Below are 22,538 nucleotides of genomic sequence, written 5' to 3' on the forward strand. Positions count from 1 at the left end.
TGCACCCCCGGCGTGCGCGTCCTGGACCGCGAGCGAAGGAGCCAGCCCGTGACCCGCGTGATGACCGTGGTCGGCACCCGGCCGGAGATCATCCGGCTGTCCCGGGTGATGGACCGGCTCGACCGTACGGTGGAGCACGTGCTCGTGCACACCGGGCAGAACTGGGACACGTCGCTGTCCGACGTCTTCTTCACCGAGCTGCGCCTGCGCGCGCCGGACCGGTCCCTCGGCGTCGACACCACATCCCTGGGCCGGGTGCTCGGCGGCGTGCTGGTCGGCGTCGAGGACGCGATCACCGAACACCAACCCGACGCGCTGCTGATCCTCGGCGACACCAACAGCGCCATCGCCGCGCTGATGGCCCGCCGGATGCGGGTGCCGGTCTACCACATGGAAGCCGGCAACCGCTGCTTCGACCTCAACGTGCCGGAGGAAACCAACCGCCGCCTCGTCGACCACGTCTCCGACTTCAACCTGGTCTACACCGAACACGCCCGGCGTAACCTGCTCGCCGAAGGCCTGCACCCGCGCCGGATCCTGCACACCGGCTCACCGATGCGCGAGGTCCTCGACCACTACCAGGCCGACATCGCCCGGTCCACCGTGCTCGACCAGCTGGCCCTCACCCCCGGCGGATACTTCGTCGTCAGCGCCCACCGCGAGGAGAACGTCGACCGCCCCGACCGGCTGCACCGGCTGCTCGACTGCCTGCGGGCGGTCCGCGACGAATGGCGGCTGCCGGTGCTGGTCTCCACCCATCCCCGTACCCGCAAACGGTTGGAAGCGTTGGCGACCGACCCGACCAGCCTCGACGGCATCACCTTCCACGAACCGTTCGGCCTGTTCGACTACGTCAGCCTGCAGCGCGCCGCCCGGTGCACGCTGTCCGACAGCGGCACCATCAGCGAAGAGGCGGCGATCCTCGGCTTCCCGGCGGTGACCCTGCGCAACTCGATGGAACGGCCCGAGGCGCTCGACGCCGGCGGCATCATCATGACCGGACTCGACCCGTACGGGGTGCTGGAGGCGGTCCGGGTGACCGTCGACCAGGTGGCCGCCGCCGGGGTGCCGTGCCCGGCGGACTACCAGGTGCCCGACACGTCGCGGCGGGTCGTCGACTTCATCCTGTCCACCGTCCGCCGGCATCACGAGTGGGCCGGGCTGCGGCGGTGACGGCACGGCCCGGACGGACCGGGGGAGAAGCGATGGCGACCGAGGCGACCCGATACGCCGGAGCGGACGCCGATCTGCCGGGTGCTGACCTGCCGGACGCCGATCTGCCGGACGCCGACGTGCCAGTGGCCACCTACCGGGTGGTCGCCACCGCCGGGTCGTTCGAGCCCGGGTTCCGGGGCGGCGGCCCGATCCGGTCGCTGCGGTTCATCCTGGACACGCTGCCCGACGACCTCGACGTCACGTTGGTGACCCGCGACCGGGACCTGGGAGCCTCGACGCCGTACCCGGGGCTGTCCGGTGAGATTGTGCGCCGTGACGACCGCAGCGCGGTCTTCTACCTCGACCCGGTCGATCCCCGGCACTGGGTACGGATGCTCCGGCTGATCCGGTCGCGGCCGGTCGACCTGCTGTACGTCAACAGTCTGTGGTCGCTGTTCTCGGTCGTGCCGATCCTGGCGGTCGCGCTGCGGCTGATCCGGGTCCGGGCGATCCTGCTCGCGCCACGGGGTGAGCTGTCACCGGGTGCGCTGGCCATCAAGCGGGCCAAGAAGCGGCTGTTCCTGGCGCTGTGGGCGCCGGTGCTGCGTCGGCTCGACGTACGGTGGCAGGCCTGCAGCCACCTGGAGGAGGAGCAGATCCTGGCCCACCTGCCGTGGGCGCGGGTCATGGTCAACGGCAACGAGAGCCCGATCCCGGACCGGCCCGCACCGCCGGTCGTCCCGCACCACGGACCGCTGCGGCTGGTCTTCGTCGGGCGGGTGTCGCCGATGAAGAACCTGGAAGTCGCGCTGGCGGCGGTGGCCGCCGTACGCCAGCCGGTCGAGTTTGACGTGTTCGGCCCGATCGAGGACGAACGGTACTGGGCCCGCTGCCGGGACGTGCTGGCGTCGACGCCGGGACATGTACGGGTCCGCTACCTCGGCGAATTGGCGGCCGACGAGGTGTTGGACACCTTCAGCCGCTACGACGCGTTCCTGTTTCCGACCCTCGGCGAGAACTACGGCCACGTGATCCTGGAGAGCCTGGCGGCCGGATGCCCGGTCGTCTGCTCCGACGCGACACCGTTCAGCGCGTTGATCTCCGACGCCGCCGGAGTGGTCGTCGACCCGGTGACGACCGCCGAGCTGACCGCCGTGGTGGAGCGGCTGGCCGCCCGCCCGGCCGGGGAACGGGCCGAGGCGAAGGAGATCGCGGCACGGCGCTACCGGCGGTGGCGGCAGGAGGCCCAGGACCTCAACGTGCTGGACCACGCCCGGCAGTTCTGCGGCTGAAGGAGACGGACTGGTGTTCAGTCGAACCAGGACGGTGGTTCGCCGGGTGCGCGACCATCTGGCCGCCACCCGGGACCCGGAGGCGTTCGTCCGGTCCCTCGGGGTCAACCTGACCGGCCGGGTCAGATTCTACGGGGTCAGCCGGGCCATGTTCGGCTCGGAGCCGTGGCTGATCACCATCGGGGACAACGTCTACATCACCTCCGAGGTGCAGTTCGTGACCCACGACGGCGGTACGTTGATCCTGCGCAAGGACCATCCGGAGCTGGACTGGACGGCCCCGATCACCATCGGCGACGACGTCTACATCGGCATGCGCGCGATGATCCTGGCCGGGGTGACCATCGGCAACCGGTGCGTCATCGGCGCGGGATCGGTCGTCACCCGCGACATCCCGGACAACACCGTGGCCGCCGGGGTGCCGGCCCGGCCGCTGCGCAGCACCGACGAATACCTGGAGCGGCTGCGCGCCAAGTCGCTCGGTATCGGACACCTGCCCGTCCCGGCCAAACACGAGGCGATGAAACGGATCTACGGCGTGACCACCGGCTGAGCCGGCCGCGCGGTCGAGCCGGCCACGCGCGCTTGACCGTCACGCCCGCCGGTAGGCGACCCGTGGGGTGGGGAACTGGTGCACACCGCCGAGTGTGACCGCGCCGAGAGTGCCGGCGACGCCGGCCACCTCGTACCCGAACCGGTCACCGGACATCGCCGCCGCGCTGGTCCCCAGGTTGAGGACGGTGGCGCTGCCGACGCCGCTGGTCCGCACCGTCGGCGGGGTGGTCCCGGTGACCTGCCAGACGATGCCGTACCAGTGCCAGCCGGCGGGCAGCAGCACGGGCGCACCCAGCGTGGACTCCTTGACCCCGATGGTGTTCACCGCGAGGGTGCCGAAGTCGGCGATCGGGCCGCCCGACGCGGGCCGGCCGGTCGTCGGGTCGTGGGCGTAGACGCCGTGGCGCAGCACACCGGTGCCGGCGGTCGTCACCTCGACGCACACCCGGTCCACCGGGGTGGCTTCGGCCAGATACACCGGGTAGAGCAGGAGCCGCTGGAACGCGCCGGTCCAGGTGGTCGTCTGGGTCTTGCCGGCCAACGGCAGGAAGTAGCTGCCGACGCCGTACGTCGCCCCGGGCAGCGGCTGCGGGCTGGCCTGGTCGAGTTCCGCGCGCCACAGCCCGTAGCCGGGGGAGACCGGCACCTGGTACGGGATGCCGTCGGTCGGTACCCGCTCCGGCACCGTGAGGTTGGTCGGACCTGCCGTGATCAACCGTCGGTACGCCAGCGTCGGCGCCGCCATCCGGGCCTGGGCGACGGTGCCGACCCGTTCGATGATCACGAAGTCGTGGTCGCCGGTGGAGACGACGATCTCGGTGGCCGCCGAGGGCGGGGCGAGATAGCGCCGGTACGCCGTACCGGTCACCGATTGGCCGGCCTGCAGGGTGCGGCCCCAAACCAGCTGGGGATAGTTCTTCTTCAAGCTGGAGCTGACGAACCAGCTCTTGGCCGTGGTGTACCGGACCCGGGTCTCGGGTTGCCCGTCGTCGATCGGCAGCAGTCCGACGGCGATGCCCCACTGCTGCGCCCCGGCGCTGGTGACCGCCCACTGGGTCATGCTGGCCACCGGCATCGTCGGATCCCGCAACACCGCCGGGGTGAAGTCGGTCAGGGTGGCGAGGGTGTCGATGGTGGCCCAGGCTGACCAGTTGAGGCCGCCGGCGACGCCGACGTTCGGCACGAACTGGCGGCGGCTGCCGCCGGCCGGGGCGGTCAGCGCCGAGCTCTGGGTGACGCCGGCGTTGAGGGTGAACCGGTCGAGCGCGGTCACCGTCTGGGTGACCAGCAGTCCGCCGGTCGACCAGCGGTAGAGGTTGTCGATCCGGCACAGCGACGGGATCCGGGCCATGATCGTGGCGATCGGGGTGCCGACGTTCGCCTGCGCGGTGTCGATCATGCCCCGGTAGGAGGGGATGACGTACGACTCGCGGATCCGCAGCTCCTGGCCGGTGGACCGGCCGTCGGGCACCGGTCGGCCGTCGAGTTCGACGGTCACGACGTGCGAGTGGGTGGCCGGTCGGATCTGCACGTCGGGCGTCACGCTGGTGATCGGTACGGTGGTCCGGTTGGTGGCGCCCGCGACGTGGGTCAGCGGTGCCGCCGGCCGGGCCCGTACCCCTTGGGCGATGCCGTCGACGATCGTGTACGGGTTGCCGAACAGCAGACTGTTGGCGTTGGTGACGGCCAGCAGGGTGAAGGTCCGGGTGCCGTCGGTCCATCGGGAGCCCACGTCGGCGGCGGTCTTGCGGTGGGCGGTGACGGTGATCTGGCAGCCGATGTTGTAGCCGTGGTTGCCGCCGACGTACGACCAGCCGGTGTTGATCGGGCAGTTGTCGTCGGAGGTGTCGTGGATCCGGGTGCCGACGGCGGACATGACCGGCCACACCTGGGCGTCGGTGGCGCTCGACGGCACGAGGGTGACCTGCGGTAGCCCGGAGTGCCACATGCCGACCATCGCTTCGGCGTAGGCCAGGTTTGCGGGCATCACCAGGTCCCGGGTGGCGTCGAACCGCGATCTGATGGACATCAGGGCGTTGGATCGGTACACGGTCAGGCCGGTCATGGTCGGCACCCTCACAACTCAGAGCAATTGTGCGACTACTATGCGCTGCCGTTGTGGGGTGGCGGTGAGTCGTGTCGGCTCCCTGACTGGACAAAATGCGCTTTGCACCCGTAACGGATAGTCGTCCTCGCTCGATGTACCGGTGAGCGGGCCACGTACCGAGGGGATTGCATGCGCGTTCCGACCGCCGAGCCGACTGCCCCGGTCAGCCCGGTCAGCCCGATCGCTGCGGCCGCTCCGGTCGGCGAACCCGACACACCACGCCAGCGGGAACGCGCGATCACCATCGGCATCGCCACCGCGATGGTGGCGAAAGGCGTCGGGCTGGCCGCGCCACTGGTCATCACCCCCGCCTGCTTCCGATACCTCGGCGAACAGCGCTACGGCCTGTGGATGGCGGTCACCGCGCTCACCGGGATGGCCTGGTTCGCCGACCTGGGGCTGGGCAACGGCCTGCTGACCCGGCTCAGCCACCTCGGCGACGACGTCCGGCAGCAGGCCAGGGAAATCTCCAGCGCGTTCGCCACCGTCGGCGCGGTCGCGGCGGCCCTGCTCGGCGGACTCGTCCTGGTCGACCCGTCGGTGCCCTGGGACCGGCTGTTCGGCGTCACCGACCCGACCGTCGCCGCCGAGACGTCCGCCGTGGTCCTGCTCTGCTTCGGTGCCTTCGCCGTCAACATCCCGTTCTCGTTGATCCACCGGATCCAGTACGCCGACGGACAGGTCGTGCAGAGCAGTGTCTGGCAGTCGGCCGGATCCCTGGCCGCCATGGTCGGCGTCCTCGTCGCCATCGCCGCCGGCTGGGCTCCCCTCGGGGTCATCGCCTGCGCGGTGCTGGCCGTACCAGTGACCAACGCGCTCAACACCGTGGTCTACTTCGGCATCCAGCAGCCCGCCAAGCGGCCGCGCCCGCGCCTCGTACACCGGGCGACCGCCGCCGGCCTGCTCCGGCTCGGCCTGCAGTTCTTCGCCCTCACCGCCATGTCGTCGGTCGCGCTCAACATGGACAGCCCGTTGGTGGCCAACGTCCTGGGACTCACCGTGGCGGCGCACTACGCGGTCGCCGTGAAGCTCTTCGGCGTCCTGTCGGTGTTCGTCGGACTCGTCGGGATGACGCTCTGGCCGGTCAACGGCGCCGCGCTGACCCGCGGCGAGGTTACCTGGGTACGCCGGCACACCCGCCGGATGGTGGCGCTCTACGCGACGATCGTCGGGACGGTCGGCGTCGCGCTGGTCGCCTGGGGCCACCAGCTGATCGACCTGTGGGTCGGCGGTGTCGACCCGTCGACCGTGTCGGTCGCGGTCCTCGCCGGACTCGCCGGCTGGTCGGTACTGGTGGCGGTCACGTCCCCGCTGATCCTGGTCCAGAACAGCATCGGCCTGCTCCGTCCGCAGTTCCTCGGCTGGGGATCGTTCCTGCTGCTGGCGACCGCACTCAAGATCTGGGGACTGCACCACGTCGGGCTCGTCGCCGTGCCGACGGCGGCGTGCGTCGCCTACCTGCTCACCATGGCGCCAGCCGCTGTCGTCGGCTACCGGCGGGCGCTGCGCGTCAGCCAACCACACCACGACCGGGACGTGCCGGCCCGGTCGCCAGACAAAGGGGAGCCACGTGTCCGAGCCGGTGGTTGACGACCACGCTGTCGACAACGCTGCGGTCGACGACGACCCCGGTGGCGCCGATCGCCGTACGGGCGGCTGCCGGGTGCTGCGGGTCGTCAGCGCCCTCAACTACGGCGGTACGGAGATCCGCACCGCCGAACTGCTGCCCCGCCTCGCCGAAGCCGGCACCGAGATGCATCTGGTGACGCTCAGCGACCGGATCGGTCCGGGGCCGCTGGCCGGCGTCGTCGACCGGTGCGGCGGCTCGGTCACCCCGATCCCGCTCGACCAGCGGTTTCCCCTCCGGTTCCACCGTCTGCTGCGCCGCCTGCGCCCCGACGTGGTGCACGTCGACTGCGCCAACTTCTCCGGCGTGCCGCTCACGCTCGCCCGACTCGCCGGAGTGCCGGGCCGTGTCGCCCACTTCCGGGGCGACGACAACCAGCCCCGTACCCTGCCCCGGCGCGTCGTCCGGTGGGCCGGCGGGCGGCTGCTGCGGGCCGGCGCCACCGACATCCTCGGCGTCTCGCCGAGCTCGCTGACCTTCGGCTACCGCCCCGACTGGGCCGACGACCCCCGCTGCCAGGTCGTCCTCAACGGACTCGACCTCGACCGGCTTCGCCAGCCCAGCGACTGCGACCTGCGGACCATGATCGGCGCCGGGGCGGGGGACCTGGTCTGCGTCAGCGTCGGGCGGGGCTCCCCGGAGAAGCGACGCTGGCTGATCCCGCCCGTCCTGGCCGCCCTGCGCGCCGAGGGGGTGTCCGCGCACGCCGTACTCGTCGGTCCGGGCGAGGCCGGCGACGACGCCCGGGTCCGGGCGGCCGCCGCCGCCGGCGTCGCCGACCGGGTCCACCTGCTCGGCGCGCGCGACGACGTGGGCGGACTGCTGCGCCAGGCCGACGTGGTCATCCATCCCTCCTGCCTGGAAGGAATGCCCGGGGGCGTCCTGGAACCGGTCGCGCTCGGCATCGGGACCGTGGCCTGCGACCTGCCCGGGGTGCGGTTCATCCGCGACCACCTGCCCGGCGTCACCATCGTCGACATCGACGCCGCGCCACAGGTGTGGGCGGCGGCGGTGCTCGTCGCCGCCGCGCACACGACGGCGACCGATCCGACCGACGCGGTCGACCGATTCGACCGCAGCGTCTTCGCCATCGACACGGCCGCCGCCACCCACCTGGAGATCTACCGACGCCACAGACGGCATCGGACCAGCCCCACGCCACAGCCTCAGCACGTACGACCCCAGGGTCGGCCGCCGGTCGACTCGGAACGGTGAGAACGATGAACGACCAGACCGTGGTGGCGGCCGGAGTCGCCGCCGGGGCGGACCCGTCGACGCAGGCCGGGCCGGCCGAGCCGACGAAAAGGATCCCCCGGCCGCTGCTCGTCGGCGCGTACGCGTTCCCGCACGGGGACGCCACCTCGAACCGGCTGCTGCAACTGGCCCGCAGCGCCGCCCCGGAGGGCACCCGTACGCTGGTCGTCAACGACTGGCCGTGCGAGGTCCCCATCCCGTCCTCGACCTGCGAGGTGGCCGGCGTCGACCTGATCACCCTGCGGGTCCGGGGCGCGAACCGGCTCACCCGGATGGCCGCCCGCCTGGCCCGCCCGGTCCGGGTGCTGCGCGCGGTGCACCGCCGCGACCTCGGCCGGGGCGACGTCTCCGTCGTGCTGCTACCGATGGCCATGATGACGCTCGGCAACTGGGCGGCGCTGCGGCTGGCCCTGCGCTGCCCGGTGGTGGTCGACGCCAGTGAGCGGCACGACCGCCGCCAGTTCCGGCGTGGCTGGCTGGAGCCCTACTTCGTCCGGCACCGCTGGTCGACCTTCCTGGCGACCCGGTTGGTGGGTCGGGCCACGACGGTCTCGACCACCCTGGCCGCCTACCTCCAAGGGCACGGCATGGACGTGCTGGTGGTTCCGCCGCAGGTCGACTGTGACGAGTTCGCGCCGCCGCGGCCGCCGCCGCTCGACGCGGGACTGCGTCTGCTCTACGCGGGGACCCCGGCCCGTAAGGACATGCTCGACGTGATCCTGCGTGGCATCAGCCGGCTCGCGCCGGACGACCAGCGGCGGGTCAGTCTCACCATCGCCGGGGTCACCCGGGACGACGCCGCCGCCCGGTCCGACCTCGACCCGGCGGTGCTGGACGCCGTGTCGGCCGAGGTTGTCTTCCTCGGCCGGGTACCTCGGGACACCGTCCTGGCGTTGCTGTCCACCTCGCACTTCTCGTTGCTGGTCCGGCCCACCGGCGGCTACGCGGCCAACGGATTCCCGTCGAAGGTGCCGGAGAGCCTTGCCGCCGGGTGCCCGGTGATGCTTAACCACACCAGCGACCTCGCCGACTATGTGCGGGACGACGTCGAAGGTCTGGTACTCGACGGCAACGGCTCGGACGACGTCCGCCGGGCCATCGAGCGGGCGCTCCGGTTGCGCGACGACCGATGGGCGGCGATGAGCCGGGCCGCCCGGACCCGGGCCCGTGACTCGTTCGACCATCGTGCCTGGCGGAGCCGGGTCAGCGCGTTCGTCGGCCGCCGGCAGCGCCGGCCCCCGCCAGGCGGGCGGTGACCCGGGTACGCGGCCGGCTCGGCCGGTCGCCGACCTGAGCCGGGCGTCGCCGGCCCGGCCGCTGACGTGGTCGTCGCTGCTGGTCCGGTCGCTGGTCCGGCCGCTGGTCCGGTCGCCGGTCCGACGGCAGATGCGCCAGCACGGCGGCCACCGCCAACCAGAACACGTACGGGTAGGTGTGCCCGGTGCCGAACATCGCCGATTCGGTGACCTGGATGAGCAACCCGGTCACGATGAGCCAGATCAGACCCGAGTTGGCCTGGCTCACCGGGGCGCGCAGCACGGCCCGACCGGCCGCTAACAGGAGCAGCAGCAGGGGAACGGCCGCCGCCAGGCCGAGTTCCAGCAACAGTTGAAGATAACTGTTGTGCACCACCCCGGCGGCCAAGCCGGCGATGCTGTCGTAGCTGGCCAGCTCGACCAGGTGGTCGCGGGACGCGTAGCCGAAACCCAGCGCGGGGTGATTCTGCCACCACAGGTCGATGGTGGCCTCCCACATCCTGGTCCGGCCGTTGCTCAGGTCGTCGCCGTCGGTGAACCGGGTGGCGATCTGCTGTCCGAAGGCCGACCCGGTGAGCCTGGGCAGCAGATCGAACAGGTGCGCCACCAGGAGCGCCGCCGTGCCGCCGACGGCGAGCCGGGCGAACGGTCCGATCCCGTGGCGGAGCACGATCCAGAGCGCTCCGACGAGCACGGCGACCAGCCCGGTGCGTGACTGCGACAGCAGCAGGGCGGCCGCCGCCGGTACGACGCCGAGCAGCTCGACCCACCGGCCGGACTGCCGATAGAGCGCCCACCCGAGGGGGATGGTCAAGGCGCTGACCATCCCGAGCATGTTGGGATTGTGGAACACACCCTCCAGCCGCACACTGCCGTCGATGGCGGGGACGAGTGTGTCGTCGACGTAGCCGTACCCGATGCTGGCCACCGTGGACATGCCGAGCACCAGGTAGATCGTGCGCAGATCGCCCACCATGGTGGACCGGTCGGGCCACCGGCGACGGATCACCACATGCACCAGCATGGTCAGCAGCAGCAGCGCGACGCCCCGCTGGAGGGTTTCCAGCGGGACCACCGACCAGGTGGAACTCAGGATCGCCAGGCCGGCCAGGGACCAGAGCGCCCCGACGAACACGGCCGTCCAACCCGTGACCCGCCCCACCGGGCGGCCCCGGACACACAGCGCCCAGAGGATGAGGCAACCGACCGCCACGTACCGGCTGTAGTAGCTGGCGTCCACCAGCATCTGCACGTTGGATGACGCGCAGACCAACAGCACCATGGTCAGCCCGAGCAGCCAGCGCCAGCCGTCCGTTCGCCAGGCCAGGACGAGCAGCGCGAACACCGCCGCAGCGCCGGAGGCGATCAGAAGGTCGCCGAGGGTGAGGACGGTGACGAGACCGACGAGACAGGCCGTACCGGCGTACAGGGCCAGTCGGCTCATACGCTCCACCACATGATGTCCTTCGTCTCCGGCCGGCTCGCCGCCAGCGATCTCTTCGTTGGCGCGGGGTCAGACGGGGACGCTCGGACGGTCGGCCGGGGTCTGCCCACCGGACCACCGGTTCCGGGCCGCGTGCATCGTCGTGATCATGTCCGGCCAGCTCGGCGGGCGGTAGCCGGTGGCCTGCGCCAGCGCCTGCGCCCGCATCGACCGGTCGCACCCGAACCCGTCGTCGGGTACGAGTTCACCCCGCCAGCCGTACACCTCGGCGACCAGCCGGAGCAGGTCGTACTTGGAAATCGGCTCGGCGGCCAGGTGGTAGAGGCCGGTCAGGTCCGTTCGGGGCAGGACGACCGTTCGGAGCAGCCGGGCGAACTCGACGGTCGTCACGCCGCTGTAGATGGCCCTGGTGAAGCCGCGTACCAGCCCCGGCTGAGTGAGGAACCAGTCCAGCAGGGAACGGTTCGTGGTCAGTTCGTGTCCGATGATCGAGGTACGCAGCGTGAGCGCGCTGCCGCCGGTGACCTCACCCAGCAGCTTGGACCGCCCGTACAGGTCCGGTGGGTCCGGTAGGTCCCGCTCGACGTACCCGCCCCGGTCGCCGGAGAAGACGCAGTCGGTGCTGACGTGGACCAACCGGCTGTCGCGTTGGGCGCACGCCTGCGCGAGCAGGTGGGGGAAGAGCGCGTTGAGGGTCACCGTGTGGACGGCGTCCTGCACGTCGGGGCGTTGCTTGATGACGCCGACGCAGTTGACGACGACATCCGGTCGCAGTTCGTCGAGAACCCGACGGACCTGCCCGAACCGGGTGGCATCGACGTCGGGGACGATCCGCCGTAGCAGGTCGGCCGGGGAGTGCGCGGCCAGGTCCGCGACGTCGCGGGCGGTGCCGTACACGTCGAGTCGCGGAACGTCACTGAGCTCCCGGACCAGCGCGTGTCCGAGCATGCCGGTGGCGCCGACGATCAGGATCCGCCGGGTCACCGTCTCGGTGTCGCGCCGGTCGTCCGCCGCGTCACCCCGCCGGCCGTCCGCCCGGTCGTCCCGCCGTCGCGGCACCCGGTCCGGTCGCGGGCCGGGTCCTGCCGGGCCGGTCATGCCGGTACGGCGGCGACGGCCGCGGCGTCGAGCTGTGCCCGTACCTCGGGCAGGGTCAACAGCAGGTCCTCGATCTCCGGTACGGACAGCCGTCGGGCGTTGTGCGAGTTGTAGTCGGCCAGTCCGCCACGGTCGACGTTGCCCTCGTCGAAGTAGAGCGCGTAGTTGAGGTCACGACTGTCCACCGGCACCCGGAGGAATTGGCCGAGGTCGTCGGCGTAGGCGAGTTCCTCCCGGCTGGCGAGGGTCTCGTACAGCTTCTCGCCGTGGCGGATGCCGAGCACGGTGTACTTCGCCGGTACGCCGAACAGGTTGCACAGTGCGGTCGCCAGGTCGCCGATCGTGCAGGCATCCGCTTTGCGGATGAAGACGTCACCCGGCTGGCCCTGCCGGAACGCGTGTTCGACCAATTCGACCGACTGGGCCAGCGACATCAGGAAGCGGGTCATCGTCGGCTCGGTGACGGTCGGCAGCCCGCCGCGACAGATCTGGTCGATGAACAGCGGGATGACCGAGCCCCGGGAGTACATCACGTTGCCGTAGCGCACGCAGCAGACCCGGGTCCGGGCGGCGGGGTTGTTGCGCGAGTGCGCCTGCGCCACCTTCTCCATCAACGCCTTGGTCATGCCCATAGAGTTCACCGGGTAGACCGCCTTGTCGGTGCTGAGCAGGACGAGTGCCTCGACGCCGACCCGTTCGCAGGCGTCCACCACGTTGGCGCTGCCGAGCACGTTGGTCCGGACGGCTTCGAGTGGGAAGAACTCGCAGGACGGCACCTGTTTGAGGGCTGCGGCGTGGAAGACGAACTCCATGCCCCGGGCGGCTTTGAGCACGCTGTCGTAGTCGCGGACGTCACCGACGTAGTAGCGGACCCGGTCGTCGCCGATCCGGTGGCGCATCGCGTCCTGCTTGGACTCGTCGCGGCTGAGGATCCGGATCTCCGCCGCACCGGCGGCGAGCAGCCGGGACACCATCGTCCGGCCGAAGGATCCCGTGCCGCCGGTGATCAGGAAACGTCTGTCCGATAGCGAGGTAACCACATCTGCCCCTTGTCCTGTGTTCCCGTCGGGCCGTCCTCGGGGACTCGGGATCTCGTCGAACCGGAACATACCGCTCTATAAGCCATGTTGTTACCTTTTCCGGCAAAGCCCTCGGATGCCGGTGTGCATCGCCGGTTGGTGGTAGGCGGACGCGGTAAGTGGCTGGTCGGCGGGGTCGCCGGCCTGACCTGTTTGCCATAAAAGAGGCTTATGAAGGTTTCGCAGATGGTATGCGTACTACATGGCCAAATCTGATGATCGTGGCAAGCGTGCGCGCGCCGAGCGAGCGCGAGTCGAAAGGCCCGCGCCCGCCAGCGTCCCGATCGCCGTCCCTCCGGTCGGCGCCGCGCCCGCCCCACTCGTGGCCGGCGGCCGGAAGACCGTCGTCCGTACCTGGACCGGGCGCATGGGCGATCTGAACCGCCGATGAAGCGGGTTCTGCTGTTGGGCGGCCGCGGATTCCTAGGCCGGCACATCCGTGCCGAGCTCGCGCCCCACATGATCGTCCGGTCGCCCACCCGGCAGGAATGCGATCTCGTCGAGACGGAGTTGCCGGCCCTGGCCGACCTGGTCGACCGGGAACGACCGGACGTCGTGGTGGCGGCCGCCGGCCGAATCGTCGGCTCCGGGTACGACTTCACCCAGGCGCACGCGGTGGCGACCGCCAAACTGATCGAGGCGATGGCGTCCGCCGCACCCGGCGCCCGCCTCATCCGGATCGGCTCGGCGGCCGAGTACGGCGCGGTACCGCACGGCGTCGCGGTCGGTGAGGGGTATCCCGGGGTGCCGGTGAGCGAGTACGGCGTCAGTCACCTGGCGGCGACCCGGTTGGCCGAACTGGCGGGCGCGGCGGGCCGGCTCGACACGATGGTGCTGCGGGTGTTCAACCCCGTCGGGGCCGGGATGTCCGCGGGCAACGTCCTGTGTCGGGTGGCGGCCTTGATCCGCGCGGCGGTCGACGACGGCGCCGACGACATCGCTGTCGGCCTGCACGACACCTACCGGGACTTCGTCGACGTACGGGACGTGGCGGCGGCGGTGCTGGCCGCGACGCGTTGCCAGCCAGGACCGCAGCGGGTGTTCAACGTGGGCAGTGGGCGGGCGGTGGCGACCCGCGACGTCGTCCGGTCGCTGGCCGACGTGGCCGGCTTCACCGGCGGTATCCGGGACGGCAGCTTCACCCCGGACGCCAGCCGTTCGGCCTCGGTGCCATGGATGTGCGCCGACATCGAGCGCGGCAACCGGGTCCTGGGATGGGCACCGGCGTACGACCTGCGCACGTCGTTGACCGCCCTGTGGCACGCCGACCGGCCGGAGCCGCTTCGGCCGCCGGCCGCTACCCGGCCCCGCGCGGAGACGGCACGGCCTGGTGCGCAGACCGCTCGGGTCGGCGCGGAAGCGAGGTGACGCCATGCGGATCGGCATGCTGACCCAGTGGTACGACCCCGAGCCGGGGCCGGCTGCGCTACCCGGCATGCTTGCCCGAGCCCTGGCCGGCCGGGGGCACGAGGTACGGGTCCTCACCGGCTTCCCCAACTATCCGAACGGTCGGTTGGCCGCCGGCTACCAGCTGGCACGCCGGCTCGACGAGGTCGACGACGTCGACGAGCGGGTACACATCCGCCGGGTCGCACTCTATCCCAGCCACGACCGCTCCGCCCTGCGGCGGTTGGTGAACTACGGCTCGTTCGCCGCCTCCGCGCTCGCCTCCGGCAGGGACGTGCTGCGGGGCCTCGACGCGCTCTGGGTGGGCAACTCGCCGATCACCGTCGCCCTGCCGATGTGGTACGCACGGTACGTGCACCGCGTCCCGGTGCTGCTGCACGTGCTCGACGTCTGGCCGGACAGCGCGGTGGCCAGCGGCTTCATCGGCGACGACCCGACGTCCCGGATGGTCCAGCGCGGGATATCCGGCTGGTGCGACGCGATGTACCGCAGCGCGACCCGGGTCGCGTGTGTCTCACCCAGCGCCGTAGACCTGCTCGCCCGGCGCGGCGTACCGCCCGAGAAGCTGGTTCACGTTCCGATGTGGGCCGACGAGACCCTGCGGACCCGTTCGGGAGACCTCCGCGCCCGCCTCGGACTGCGGCCGGACCAGGTGGTCCTCGTCTACGCCGGCGCGCTCGGCGCCGCCCAGGGCCTCGACTCGTTGATCGACGCCTGCGCCAGGGTCGGTGATCCCCGGCTGGTCTGCCTGATCGCCGGATCCGGCACCGCCGAAGACCGGCTGCGGCGACGGGTTGAACAAGTCGGCGCGACGAACGTCCGCTTCCTGGGGCGGCTGCCCCGGGAGCGGATGCCGGCCCTGATGGCCACCGGCGACGTGCACTACGTGAGTCTGCGCCCCGGCGGCATGTCGGCGTACACGATGCCGAGCAAGCTGCAGGCGATCCTGGCCGCCGGGCGTGCTCTGCTGGTGGCGGCGGAGGGCGACGCCGCCGCGGTCGCGCACGACAGCGGGGCGGGCCGCACCGCGCGGCCGGGCGATCCCGACTCGATCGCCGACGCCCTACGGGAACTCTGCGGGTTGGGTCGGGAGAAGCTCGAACTGCTCGGCCAGGCCGGCCGGGTGTACTACGACCGGTACTTCTCCGTGGCGGCCGGAGCCGAGCGGGTCGAACGGGTGCTGCGCGAGTCGGTGGCCGGCAGACGGTGACGGCGGCGGGCCGGCACGACTCGTCCGCCGTACGCCAGGGTCGACCCGGACCGCCCGGCTACGCCGAGCTGTCCGCGCGTTGCTCGACGGCCCCACCTGATCCACCGACCGCCCCCGGACCTGTCGCCGTCGCATCATCTGCCGTCGGATCATCCGCCGGGGTCCCGGTCGCCGATGTCCCGTCCGCCGGGCGGGCCAGGTTGGGGCCGGCGGCCAGACAGGCGACGCCACCGAGCGCCGCCAGCGCGGCCAACAGCAGCAGCGCGGCGCGCGCCGAGCCGGCCGTGACCACCTCGCCGACCTGGGTGTGCAGCAGGGTGCCGACCACGGCGGCGCCGAGCATCGACCCGATCTGCAGCGCCGTGATCAACACCCCGGATGCGGCACCGGCCAGCTGCGGCCGTACGTCGGACAGGGCGACCACGGCCAGCGGCGTGAACAGAAACGCGTTGCCGACGCCGATCACACACATCGGAGCCACGAACGCCGGCCAGGTCGCGCCGTCGCGCATCGCGAGCGCCGCCCAGGCCATCCCGGCGACCGTGCACACCGCCCCGACCAGCAGCAGATATCGGCCCTGCACGCGGTCGGCGAGCTTGCCGGCGACTGGGTCGAGCAGGGTGGAGAACAACGAGGCCGGCACGATCATCAACCCGGCCGCCCACGGGCTGAGGCCGAGCACCTGCTGGAAGTACAGCGACAGCACCAGCACCAGACCGATCACGGTGCCGGAGGTGGTCAGCGAGAAACCGTTCATCAGCGGGAAGTTGCGCTGCCGGAACAACGTGAACGGCACCAACGGCTCGCGGTCCTGTCGCCGTCGCTGCTGCGCCAGGAAAGCCGCGACGAATCCTCCGGACCCGGCGAGCGTCGCCCAGATGCCGACGTTCCAGCCGTACCGCTCGCCTTGGCTGACGCCGAACGCCAGGCAGAACAACGCGGCCGAGGCCAGCGCCACGCCGGTGACGTCGAGCCGGTGCCGGGTCCGCTGGGTGACCTCCGGTAGCACCAGCGCGCCGATCACCAGCATGAGCAACCCCAGCGGTACGTTGAGGTAGAAGATCCACCGCCAGTCCAGGGCGCTGACCAGCACCCCGCCGGCCGCCGGTCCGCTGATCGCGGCCACGCCGCCGACCGCCCCCCGGATCCCGAACGCGGTCCCGCGTCGCTCCGGCGGGAAGACCTCCACCAGCAGCGCCAACGTCTGCGGGGTCAGCAGGGCGGCACCGAGTCCCTGCACGGCCCGTGCGGCGATCAGCTGCCCCGGGCCCTGCGCCAGGCCGGCGGCGACGCTCGCCGCGGTGAACACGGCCACACCGATCAGGAAGATCCGCCGTCGGCCGTACAGGTCACCGAGGCGTCCGGCGGTGATCAACGCGACCGCCAGCAGCAGGATGTAGGCGCTCAGCGACCACACCACCTGGTCGGCGGAGGCGTCGAGGTCGGCCATGATGCTCGGCACCGCGACGGCGAGCACCGCGACGTCGAGCTGGGTCAGGAAGTACGCCAGCGCGAGTACCGCGAGCACCGCCCATGGGTTGCCGCGCAGCCTGGCCCCCGTCGGGGGCTGGGTCGGTGGCCGGGTCGGGGCGCTCACGCGGCCGGCTCCAGCCAGATCATCGGCGGGATCTTGTTGGTACGGTCCACCCGGTGCAGCCGGGCCACCCGCTCGACGGCGACCGCCCCCGGCTGGTGGCCGGCGACGACGCCGAGATCGAAGAACTGGCGCAGCAGCCGCTGCCGTACGGCGTCGGCGGTGGCGTCACCGGTGAAGTGCACGGTCACCCGGCTGACCGAGTGCCGTTCGCCGGGCGCGCGGGTCAGCACCAGCTGCGCGTCACGGACCCCCGGCTCGCCCCGTACCACCTCCAGGACCATGCCGATTCCGACCAGCGCGCCGTGAAGTTTGATCGCGTCGTCGGCCCGGCCGAGCACCCGCAGCCCATCCGGTCGGCCGCAGGCGCACCGCTGCGCCGCCACCCGGTCCCCGAGCCGGTAACGGACGGTCGGCACCGTCCACCCGTCACCCACTCTGGACAGCAGCGCGCCGTCGTCGTCCGGTTCCAGCACCTGATCGGGCATCAGATGCAACACCGACGTGCCGCACTCGGGGGTGCCGGTGGCGATGACGTACGTCTCTACCGAGCCGTAGTTGCCCCACAGCCGCACCGGGCCGAACGCCTCTCGTACCACGGTTGCCTTCTCCTCGGTCCACGGTTCGGCCATCCAGATGATCTTCTCTATGGGTGATCCGCCGCCGGCGTCGAGCACCCCACGGGCGAAGTCGGCCAGGGCGGTCGGGGTACCGGCGACCGCGTTGACGCGTAGCCGCCGCAGCGTCGGCAGCCACTCGCCGACCTCGTCCGGGGCGATCGGCCCGAACGGGGCGACGTCGCTGCCGCTGCGCTGCGCCAACGCCTGCATGTAGTAGTGCGAGGCCCACAACCGTCCGGGGGTGAACAAATTGAGCAGGAAGTCCCCTGCGCCCAGCGGGCGCCACTGACGGAGCAGCCGGTCGAGTCCCTGATGGTAGGCGACGAAGGTGAGCTTGGGCCGCCCGGTCGTGCCGCCGCTGGACATCAGCACCCCGCCGCCCGATCGGGTCACCGCCCGGGACACCGCGAGGATCTCGTCCGGGCCGGTGATGGCCAGATCAGCCAGCCGAGTGGCGTCGGCGGGCACCGCCGGACCGCCGCTGGCCGCGATCAGCCGTGCCTGGTCGAGCAGCCCGGACCACGGCACCATGCCGATCACCGTCGCGGCGGCGGTCATCGCCGGCTCCGCTCGGCGGCCAGCCAGCCGGCGTGCCCGGCCAGGTACGCCTGGAACCGGGCCTGCACGATCTCGCGTCCGGCGGCGTCCTGCTCCGGGATGCCGTTGAAGCCCACCGCGCCGTCCAGTTCGATCTCCGAGACCCAATGCCGTTCACCGTCGTGGAGGAAATCCAGTGTGAAGTATGGCGTCGGTAGCCGCTGCGCCGCGTACGCGACCGCGTCGGCGAGTTCGGCCGGCAGACCCGAATAGCCCCGCTCGTGCCGTCCGCCGGTGGACTTGGTGACCATCAGGCAGTAGCCCTCTTTGACGCCGTACAGCACGGTGTGCGCCTGCCCGTCGACCACGTACACCCGCTGTTCGCGGACGCCGGGCAGGTAGGGCTGGGCGACCAGCGCGGTGTCGGATCCGCCGGCCAGACCGATCACGCCTTTCAGGTCGTGCGTGTTGTGCACCACCGAGATACCCAGGCCCATGCCCCAGTAGGCGGGTTTGACGATCAGCGGGAACGGCAGGGCGGCCAGCGCCGCGTCGTTGCGGCCGGCCATCGCCTCCCGGCCGCTGCCGACCCGGACCGTCGGCAGCATGGGGATCGGGCTGTCGGCCAGGTGCAGCACGGTGGCGAGCTTGTCTTCGCCGAGGTAGGACAGGTCGGGCGGGATCGGCAGGTAGAAGCCGAGCCGTTGCAGGATGGTGAACAGGAACACCTGGTTGCAGACGTCCTGGGTCTGGTGCGGCAGCGAGTACAGCGAGGTGACGAAGATCGTGTCGGCTGGCGTCACCAGGTCGCCGTCGAGGTAGACCTTCGGCTGCTTCGGGTCACTGGCGTCGACCGCGACCTCTTCGGGCTTGTTCAACGTGAGGTCGAGGCCGAGACCGGCGGCGACCTTCCGGTACGGCCCCCACACGGCGTCCTCTTCGGCCTGCCGTAGCCAGGCGGTGCCCCGATCGGGATAGATCCAGCTCAGTCGACGCGCCGTGGTGGGCGCGGCCGTGTCGTCGGTCAATGCCTTCTCCTGTGCGGGTGCGCCGGCGGGCAGACGGGCGGGCAGGTGGGCGGGTTCAGGTGCCGACCGGGTCGCCGACGAAGGCGGCCACGGTCCGGGCGAAGCGGTCCGGTTCCTCGACGAACGGCAGGTGACCACTGTGGTCGAACATCTCCAGCCGGGCCTGCGGTATCGCGTCGCGGAGCCAGCGGCCCAGGTCACCGGGGTAGACCTGACTGCGGGTGCCGTGGATCAGCAGGGTCGGCACGGGGATCGACCGGATCCGGTCACGCCAGTCGGCGGCGATGGCCTCGCGGAGCAGCGCCGCGACGGCGTCCGGCTCGCAGTCGCAGGCCTCGTCGGTCAGCACGGACAGCGTCGCCGGATCAGGACCACCCCGGTCTGCGGCGGTGTCGCCGTCTCCGGCAGTGTCGACGGCTCCGCTGTCCTCGCCGTCTCCGGCGTCCTTGGTGTCTGCGGTGTCCTCGCCGTCCGCGGCGGCGAACGAGTTACGGACCAGCCCGGCGGCGAACGCGGGATAATCGCTGGTGACGCTCTGCACGATGGCGGAGGCACCAGCCGCGTCCAAGGCGCCGAACGCGCCGTACGGCCAGTCGTCGTCGACCAACAGCCGAGGAGTCTGTTCGACGGAGACCAACCGCCGGACCCGGTCGGTGCCGAACCGTTCCAGGTAGCCGTAGGTCACTGTCGCGCCCAGTGACCAGCCGAGCAGCGTGATGTCGGTCAGTCCGAGTTCGTCGATCGTGGTGTGCAACTGCGCGACGGCGTGCGCCAGGCTGGCGGGCCGCCCGGCGGTGGAGTTGTCGCCGTGGCCGGGCAGTTCGACCACCACCACCCGATGTCGGGCGGCGAGTCTGCTCACGGCGGCGCCGAAGAACTCGGCCGTGGCGGCCAGACCGGGCACCATGACCACCGCCGGCCGCTGGTCGTGCTGTCGATCGAGCAGTTCGATCACCGGACACCTCCGGTCAGGCCCAGCAACGTCCGTAGCATCGGTTTGTCGACCTTGCCGACTGGTGTCCGGGGAATCGCCGGCACGATCCGTACGGTCCCGGTCAGCCCACGTGCCGCGAGGATCTCCGTGACGGCTTTGGTGACGTCGTCGTCGGAGTGTCCACCGGCGGCGATCGCGGCCACCGCCACCTCGGCGCGGAATTCGCCGGGGTGTACGGCCAGGCAGACGGCTGCCGCCACGGCGTCGGCGGTGCTCAGTTCCCCGTCGAGGACCGGCGCGGGCAGCGGTCCGTCCGTAGCGGCCAGCGTCTCGGACACCCGACCCAGGATCCGGTAGCCGCCGTCGGTGGTTCGGATGGCCACGTCGCCGGTCCAGAACTCGGGCCGGCGGAAGGTGCGGGCGTTCGCGTCGGGTGCGTCGACGTACCCTTCGCTGGTGCAGTCGGAGTAGAGCACCAGCTCACCGATGTCGGGGCGGCCGGGCACGAAGGGCTCCAGCCGGGTGCCGACGCCGCGTACCGGCCGCATCAGTCCGTCGCTCTGCAGCACGTCGGCCATGTTGCCCAGCGCCAGCCCGAACTCGGTCGAACCGTAGATCTGCCGGATGTGGATGCCGAGCACGTCGGCGGCGTCCCGGACGGTCGCCGGGTCGAGGTAGGCGCCACCGCACAGCGGCCGGCGCAGTGCCGGCAGCGGCGACCGACCCCGCCGACGGGCGGCACCGATCAGGTCGGCGTAGTGCTGCGGCAACGCGCTGGTCACGGTCGCCTGGTGCGCGACCAGTTGGTCCAGTAGGACGTCTGCCGGGGCCTGCGGGTCGGCCAGCACCAGTTCGGCACCGGTCAGCAGTGCGGCGAACACGTGCAGGTCGGTGGCGTGCGCGACGTCGAGGGTGTGTCGGCAGAAGAACACGTCGTCGTCGCGGATGCCGGTGTCGGCGAGCCAGCGGCGGCGTTCGGTGACGAACCGGTCCTGCCGCCAGGCCATCATCTTGGGGAAGCCGGTCGAGCCGGAAGTCCACAAGAGCCGGAAGACGGCGGTCGGGTCGGTCGGGACGGCCGGGTCGAGCGGGGTGGCGGCGGTGAGCGGGTCGAGGTCGACGGTGGCCAACGGGCCGTACTCGCCGGTGCGGCCCGTGGTGCCGACCGGCCGGTGCCGGTCGGTGACCAGCAGGACGGGACGGGCCCGGGTCCGGGCGGCGTGTACGCCGACGTCGTCGAAGTTCGGCAGCAGCGGTACGTAACGGGCGCCGAGCCGGGCCACCGCGAGGATCAACGCGACGTACTCGATGCTGTTGCGCAGCACCACCGCGACGGCGTCGCCGGGTCGCACGCCCCGGGCGACGAGGCCGCCGGCGACGCGGTCGGCCAGGTCGACGAGCCCGGCGTACGTCGTCGACCGTCGATCGGTGGTACGGATCGCGACCACGTCCGGACGTCGTGTCGCGACCTCGCGGACCGCCTGGTACAGCCCGGCGACGGTCACCGCGCCAGCCATCCGGCGTAGGTGGCGAACCGCCAGTCCTTGGCCAGGCAGTCCACTGTGCTGAACCCGGCGTCGCGCAACCAAGCGAGCTGGGTGTCGACGTCTATGCAGATGTCGTGCTTCATTCGTTCGCGTCCGGCGGCCCACTCATCGGCGGGAGTGCCGGCGGCGTGGACATGGCTCTCGTGTTGCCGGTCGTACATCTGCTCCAGCTCGGGAGCCGGGGCGAGCACCTGCTCGACATTGACGAATATGCCACCAGGGCGTAAGACCTGCGGAATCCGGTGGAATAGCTTTTTCTTGTCGTCGTGCTCCAGATGATGAATGGCCAGTCCGGAGACGACCGCGTCGAACGGACCGGCCGGCAGTGGATCCGTGAGTCCGGAGACCACGAACTCGGTGCCTCGACCACCGTCGAATCGCTGTCTGGCTTGTGCGAGCATTCGTTCGGAGTGGTCTACCAGCGTGATCGACGAGTCGGGTATCCGTTCCCGCAGGGCGGCGCTGAGCAGTCCGGTTCCCGCCCCGAGGTCGAGAATTCGCGGCTGGTCGGACACGGACATGGCGACGGCGCTCACCGCGCTCGTGTAGAGCAGGTCGAATGACGGGATGAGTTGGCGCCGCAGCGCGTCATAGGTGGTGGGATTCCATAGCTCGGACGTCACGATCATCCCCAGTGAGCCGCGCTCGGCGAGCATGTGCCCGGGCCGTGCTGTGATTGGACGTTGGACGTGTTGCGCCCGGCCGAAATTGTCACAGATCGACGCTCATCTGCACCTCCCCGTACCGGTTGCGTACGCAGAAAATAGCAAGCAGTGAGTCAGTATGAGAAGAAG

18 protein-coding genes are annotated in these 22,538 nt (G+C 71.2%); 8 read left to right on the top strand and 10 right to left on the bottom strand.

All coding sequences use genetic code 11. The features are described from left to right. Positions 1-48 precede the first annotated feature (48 nt). The 3 genes from wecB to O7632_RS16990 are packed head-to-tail and all read left to right on the top strand — an operon-like array spanning position 49 to position 3,000. On the top strand, positions 49-1,173 hold the full coding sequence (wecB, locus tag O7632_RS16980) for a UDP-N-acetylglucosamine 2-epimerase (non-hydrolyzing) (protein WP_278115505.1): 1,125 nt from the start codon (positions 49-51) through the stop codon (positions 1,171-1,173). 32 nt (positions 1,174-1,205) lie between these two features. Further along, complete coding sequence (locus tag O7632_RS16985; RefSeq protein ID WP_278115507.1) at positions 1,206-2,447, top strand: glycosyltransferase; 1,242 nt, start codon at positions 1,206-1,208, stop codon at positions 2,445-2,447. A gap of 13 nt (positions 2,448-2,460) precedes the next feature. Then, the gene (locus O7632_RS16990; RefSeq protein ID WP_278115509.1) at positions 2,461-3,000 is read left to right on the top strand and encodes a DapH/DapD/GlmU-related protein; all 540 of its coding nucleotides are present in this window, start codon (positions 2,461-2,463) and stop codon (positions 2,998-3,000) included. A gap of 39 nt (positions 3,001-3,039) precedes the next feature. Here O7632_RS16990 and O7632_RS16995 read toward each other — a convergent pair whose 3' ends face one another. Continuing rightward, entirely contained in the window at positions 3,040-5,067 is a 2,028-nt protein-coding gene (locus O7632_RS16995; RefSeq protein WP_278115511.1) for a hypothetical protein, read from the bottom strand. A 171-nt stretch (positions 5,068-5,238) separates the two neighbouring features. Here O7632_RS16995 and O7632_RS17000 point away from each other — a divergent pair, with 171 nt between their 5' ends. From O7632_RS17000 to O7632_RS17010, 3 genes are read left to right on the top strand one after another with little or no spacing between them, the layout of a single operon-like run. Continuing rightward, positions 5,239-6,699 (top strand): lipopolysaccharide biosynthesis protein, encoded by a 1,461-nt coding sequence (locus tag O7632_RS17000; protein ID WP_278115513.1) that lies wholly within the window; start codon positions 5,239-5,241, stop codon positions 6,697-6,699. After that, on the top strand, positions 6,680-7,951 hold the full coding sequence (locus tag O7632_RS17005; RefSeq protein ID WP_278115514.1) for a glycosyltransferase: 1,272 nt from the start codon (positions 6,680-6,682) through the stop codon (positions 7,949-7,951). The genes O7632_RS17000 and O7632_RS17005 overlap by 20 nt, the downstream gene beginning before the upstream one ends. A 5-nt stretch (positions 7,952-7,956) precedes the next feature. After that, positions 7,957-9,246 (top strand): glycosyltransferase, encoded by a 1,290-nt coding sequence (locus tag O7632_RS17010; RefSeq protein WP_278115516.1) that lies wholly within the window; start codon positions 7,957-7,959, stop codon positions 9,244-9,246. Here O7632_RS17010 and O7632_RS17015 read toward each other — a convergent pair. The 3 genes from O7632_RS17015 to O7632_RS17025 all read right to left on the bottom strand — a co-directional run bounded on the left by O7632_RS17015 (position 9,194) and on the right by O7632_RS17025 (position 12,828). Beyond that, positions 9,194-10,690: an O-antigen ligase family protein gene (locus O7632_RS17015; protein WP_278115517.1), complete on the bottom strand. Its 1,497-nt coding sequence runs from the start codon at positions 10,688-10,690 to the stop codon at positions 9,194-9,196. The genes O7632_RS17010 and O7632_RS17015 overlap by 53 nt on opposite strands. Before the next feature lie 69 nt (positions 10,691-10,759). After that, a complete protein-coding gene (locus O7632_RS17020; RefSeq protein WP_278115519.1) occupies positions 10,760-11,788 on the bottom strand; it encodes an SDR family oxidoreductase in 1,029 nt (342 codons plus the stop codon). Next, positions 11,785-12,828, bottom strand: coding sequence for a polysaccharide biosynthesis protein (locus O7632_RS17025; protein WP_278115521.1), 1,044 nt, complete (start codon positions 12,826-12,828; stop codon positions 11,785-11,787). The genes O7632_RS17020 and O7632_RS17025 overlap by 4 nt, the downstream gene beginning before the upstream one ends. Before the next feature lie 426 nt (positions 12,829-13,254). On the opposite strand from O7632_RS17025, the gene O7632_RS17030 reads away from it, so the two are divergent. Further along, positions 13,255-14,235, top strand: a complete 981-nt coding sequence (locus tag O7632_RS17030) for an NAD(P)-dependent oxidoreductase (protein ID WP_278115523.1) — start codon at positions 13,255-13,257, stop codon at positions 14,233-14,235. Between the two features lie 4 nt (positions 14,236-14,239). Beyond that, positions 14,240-15,484, top strand: coding sequence for a glycosyltransferase family 4 protein (locus tag O7632_RS17035; protein WP_278115524.1), 1,245 nt, complete (start codon positions 14,240-14,242; stop codon positions 15,482-15,484). Between the two features lie 58 nt (positions 15,485-15,542). On the opposite strand, the gene O7632_RS17040 is transcribed toward O7632_RS17035, so the two are convergent. Genes O7632_RS17040 through O7632_RS17065 form a run of 6 tightly spaced genes read right to left on the bottom strand, consistent with a single transcriptional unit; the run spans position 15,543 to position 22,367 of the window. Beyond that, positions 15,543-17,081: a DHA2 family efflux MFS transporter permease subunit gene (locus tag O7632_RS17040; RefSeq protein ID WP_278115525.1), complete on the bottom strand. Its 1,539-nt coding sequence runs from the start codon at positions 17,079-17,081 to the stop codon at positions 15,543-15,545. Beyond that, positions 17,078-18,256: an AMP-binding protein gene (locus tag O7632_RS17045; protein WP_278115528.1), complete on the bottom strand. Its 1,179-nt coding sequence runs from the start codon at positions 18,254-18,256 to the stop codon at positions 17,078-17,080. The genes O7632_RS17040 and O7632_RS17045 overlap by 4 nt, the downstream gene beginning before the upstream one ends. After that, on the bottom strand, positions 18,253-19,263 hold the full coding sequence (locus O7632_RS17050) for a hypothetical protein (RefSeq protein ID WP_278115529.1): 1,011 nt from the start codon (positions 19,261-19,263) through the stop codon (positions 18,253-18,255). The genes O7632_RS17045 and O7632_RS17050 overlap by 4 nt, the downstream gene beginning before the upstream one ends. A gap of 55 nt (positions 19,264-19,318) precedes the next feature. Beyond that, a complete protein-coding gene (locus O7632_RS17055; RefSeq protein WP_278115531.1) occupies positions 19,319-20,218 on the bottom strand; it encodes an alpha/beta hydrolase in 900 nt (299 codons plus the stop codon). After that, entirely contained in the window at positions 20,215-21,714 is a 1,500-nt protein-coding gene (locus tag O7632_RS17060; RefSeq protein ID WP_278115532.1) for an AMP-binding protein, read from the bottom strand. The genes O7632_RS17055 and O7632_RS17060 overlap by 4 nt, the downstream gene beginning before the upstream one ends. Continuing rightward, entirely contained in the window at positions 21,699-22,367 is a 669-nt protein-coding gene (locus O7632_RS17065) for a class I SAM-dependent methyltransferase (RefSeq protein WP_278115533.1), read from the bottom strand. The genes O7632_RS17060 and O7632_RS17065 overlap by 16 nt, the downstream gene beginning before the upstream one ends. Positions 22,368-22,538 lie beyond the last annotated feature (171 nt).

This window comes from Solwaraspora sp. WMMD406, assembly GCF_029626025.1.
Lineage (GTDB): Bacteria > Actinomycetota > Actinomycetes > Mycobacteriales > Micromonosporaceae > Micromonospora_E.

Bases quoted from the DNA above. Each gene is read 5' to 3' on its own strand.
- O7632_RS16985 (WP_278115507.1), top strand. From the start codon at position 1,206: ATGGCGACCGAGGCGACCCGATACGCCGGAGCGGACGCCGATCTGCCG.
- O7632_RS16995 (WP_278115511.1), bottom strand. From the start codon at position 5,067: ATGACCGGCCTGACCGTGTACCGATCCAACGCCCTGATGTCCATCAGA.
- O7632_RS17000 (WP_278115513.1), top strand. From the start codon at position 5,239: ATGCGCGTTCCGACCGCCGAGCCGACTGCCCCGGTCAGCCCGGTCAGC.
- O7632_RS17010 (WP_278115516.1), top strand. From the start codon at position 7,957: ATGAACGACCAGACCGTGGTGGCGGCCGGAGTCGCCGCCGGGGCGGAC.
- O7632_RS17015 (WP_278115517.1), bottom strand. From the start codon at position 10,690: ATGAGCCGACTGGCCCTGTACGCCGGTACGGCCTGTCTCGTCGGTCTC.
- O7632_RS17020 (WP_278115519.1), bottom strand. From the start codon at position 11,788: ATGACCGGCCCGGCAGGACCCGGCCCGCGACCGGACCGGGTGCCGCGA.
- O7632_RS17030 (WP_278115523.1), top strand. From the start codon at position 13,255: ATGAAGCGGGTTCTGCTGTTGGGCGGCCGCGGATTCCTAGGCCGGCAC.
- O7632_RS17035 (WP_278115524.1), top strand. From the start codon at position 14,240: ATGCGGATCGGCATGCTGACCCAGTGGTACGACCCCGAGCCGGGGCCG.
- O7632_RS17045 (WP_278115528.1), bottom strand. From the start codon at position 18,256: ATGACCGCCGCCGCGACGGTGATCGGCATGGTGCCGTGGTCCGGGCTG.
- O7632_RS17060 (WP_278115532.1), bottom strand. From the start codon at position 21,714: ATGGCTGGCGCGGTGACCGTCGCCGGGCTGTACCAGGCGGTCCGCGAG.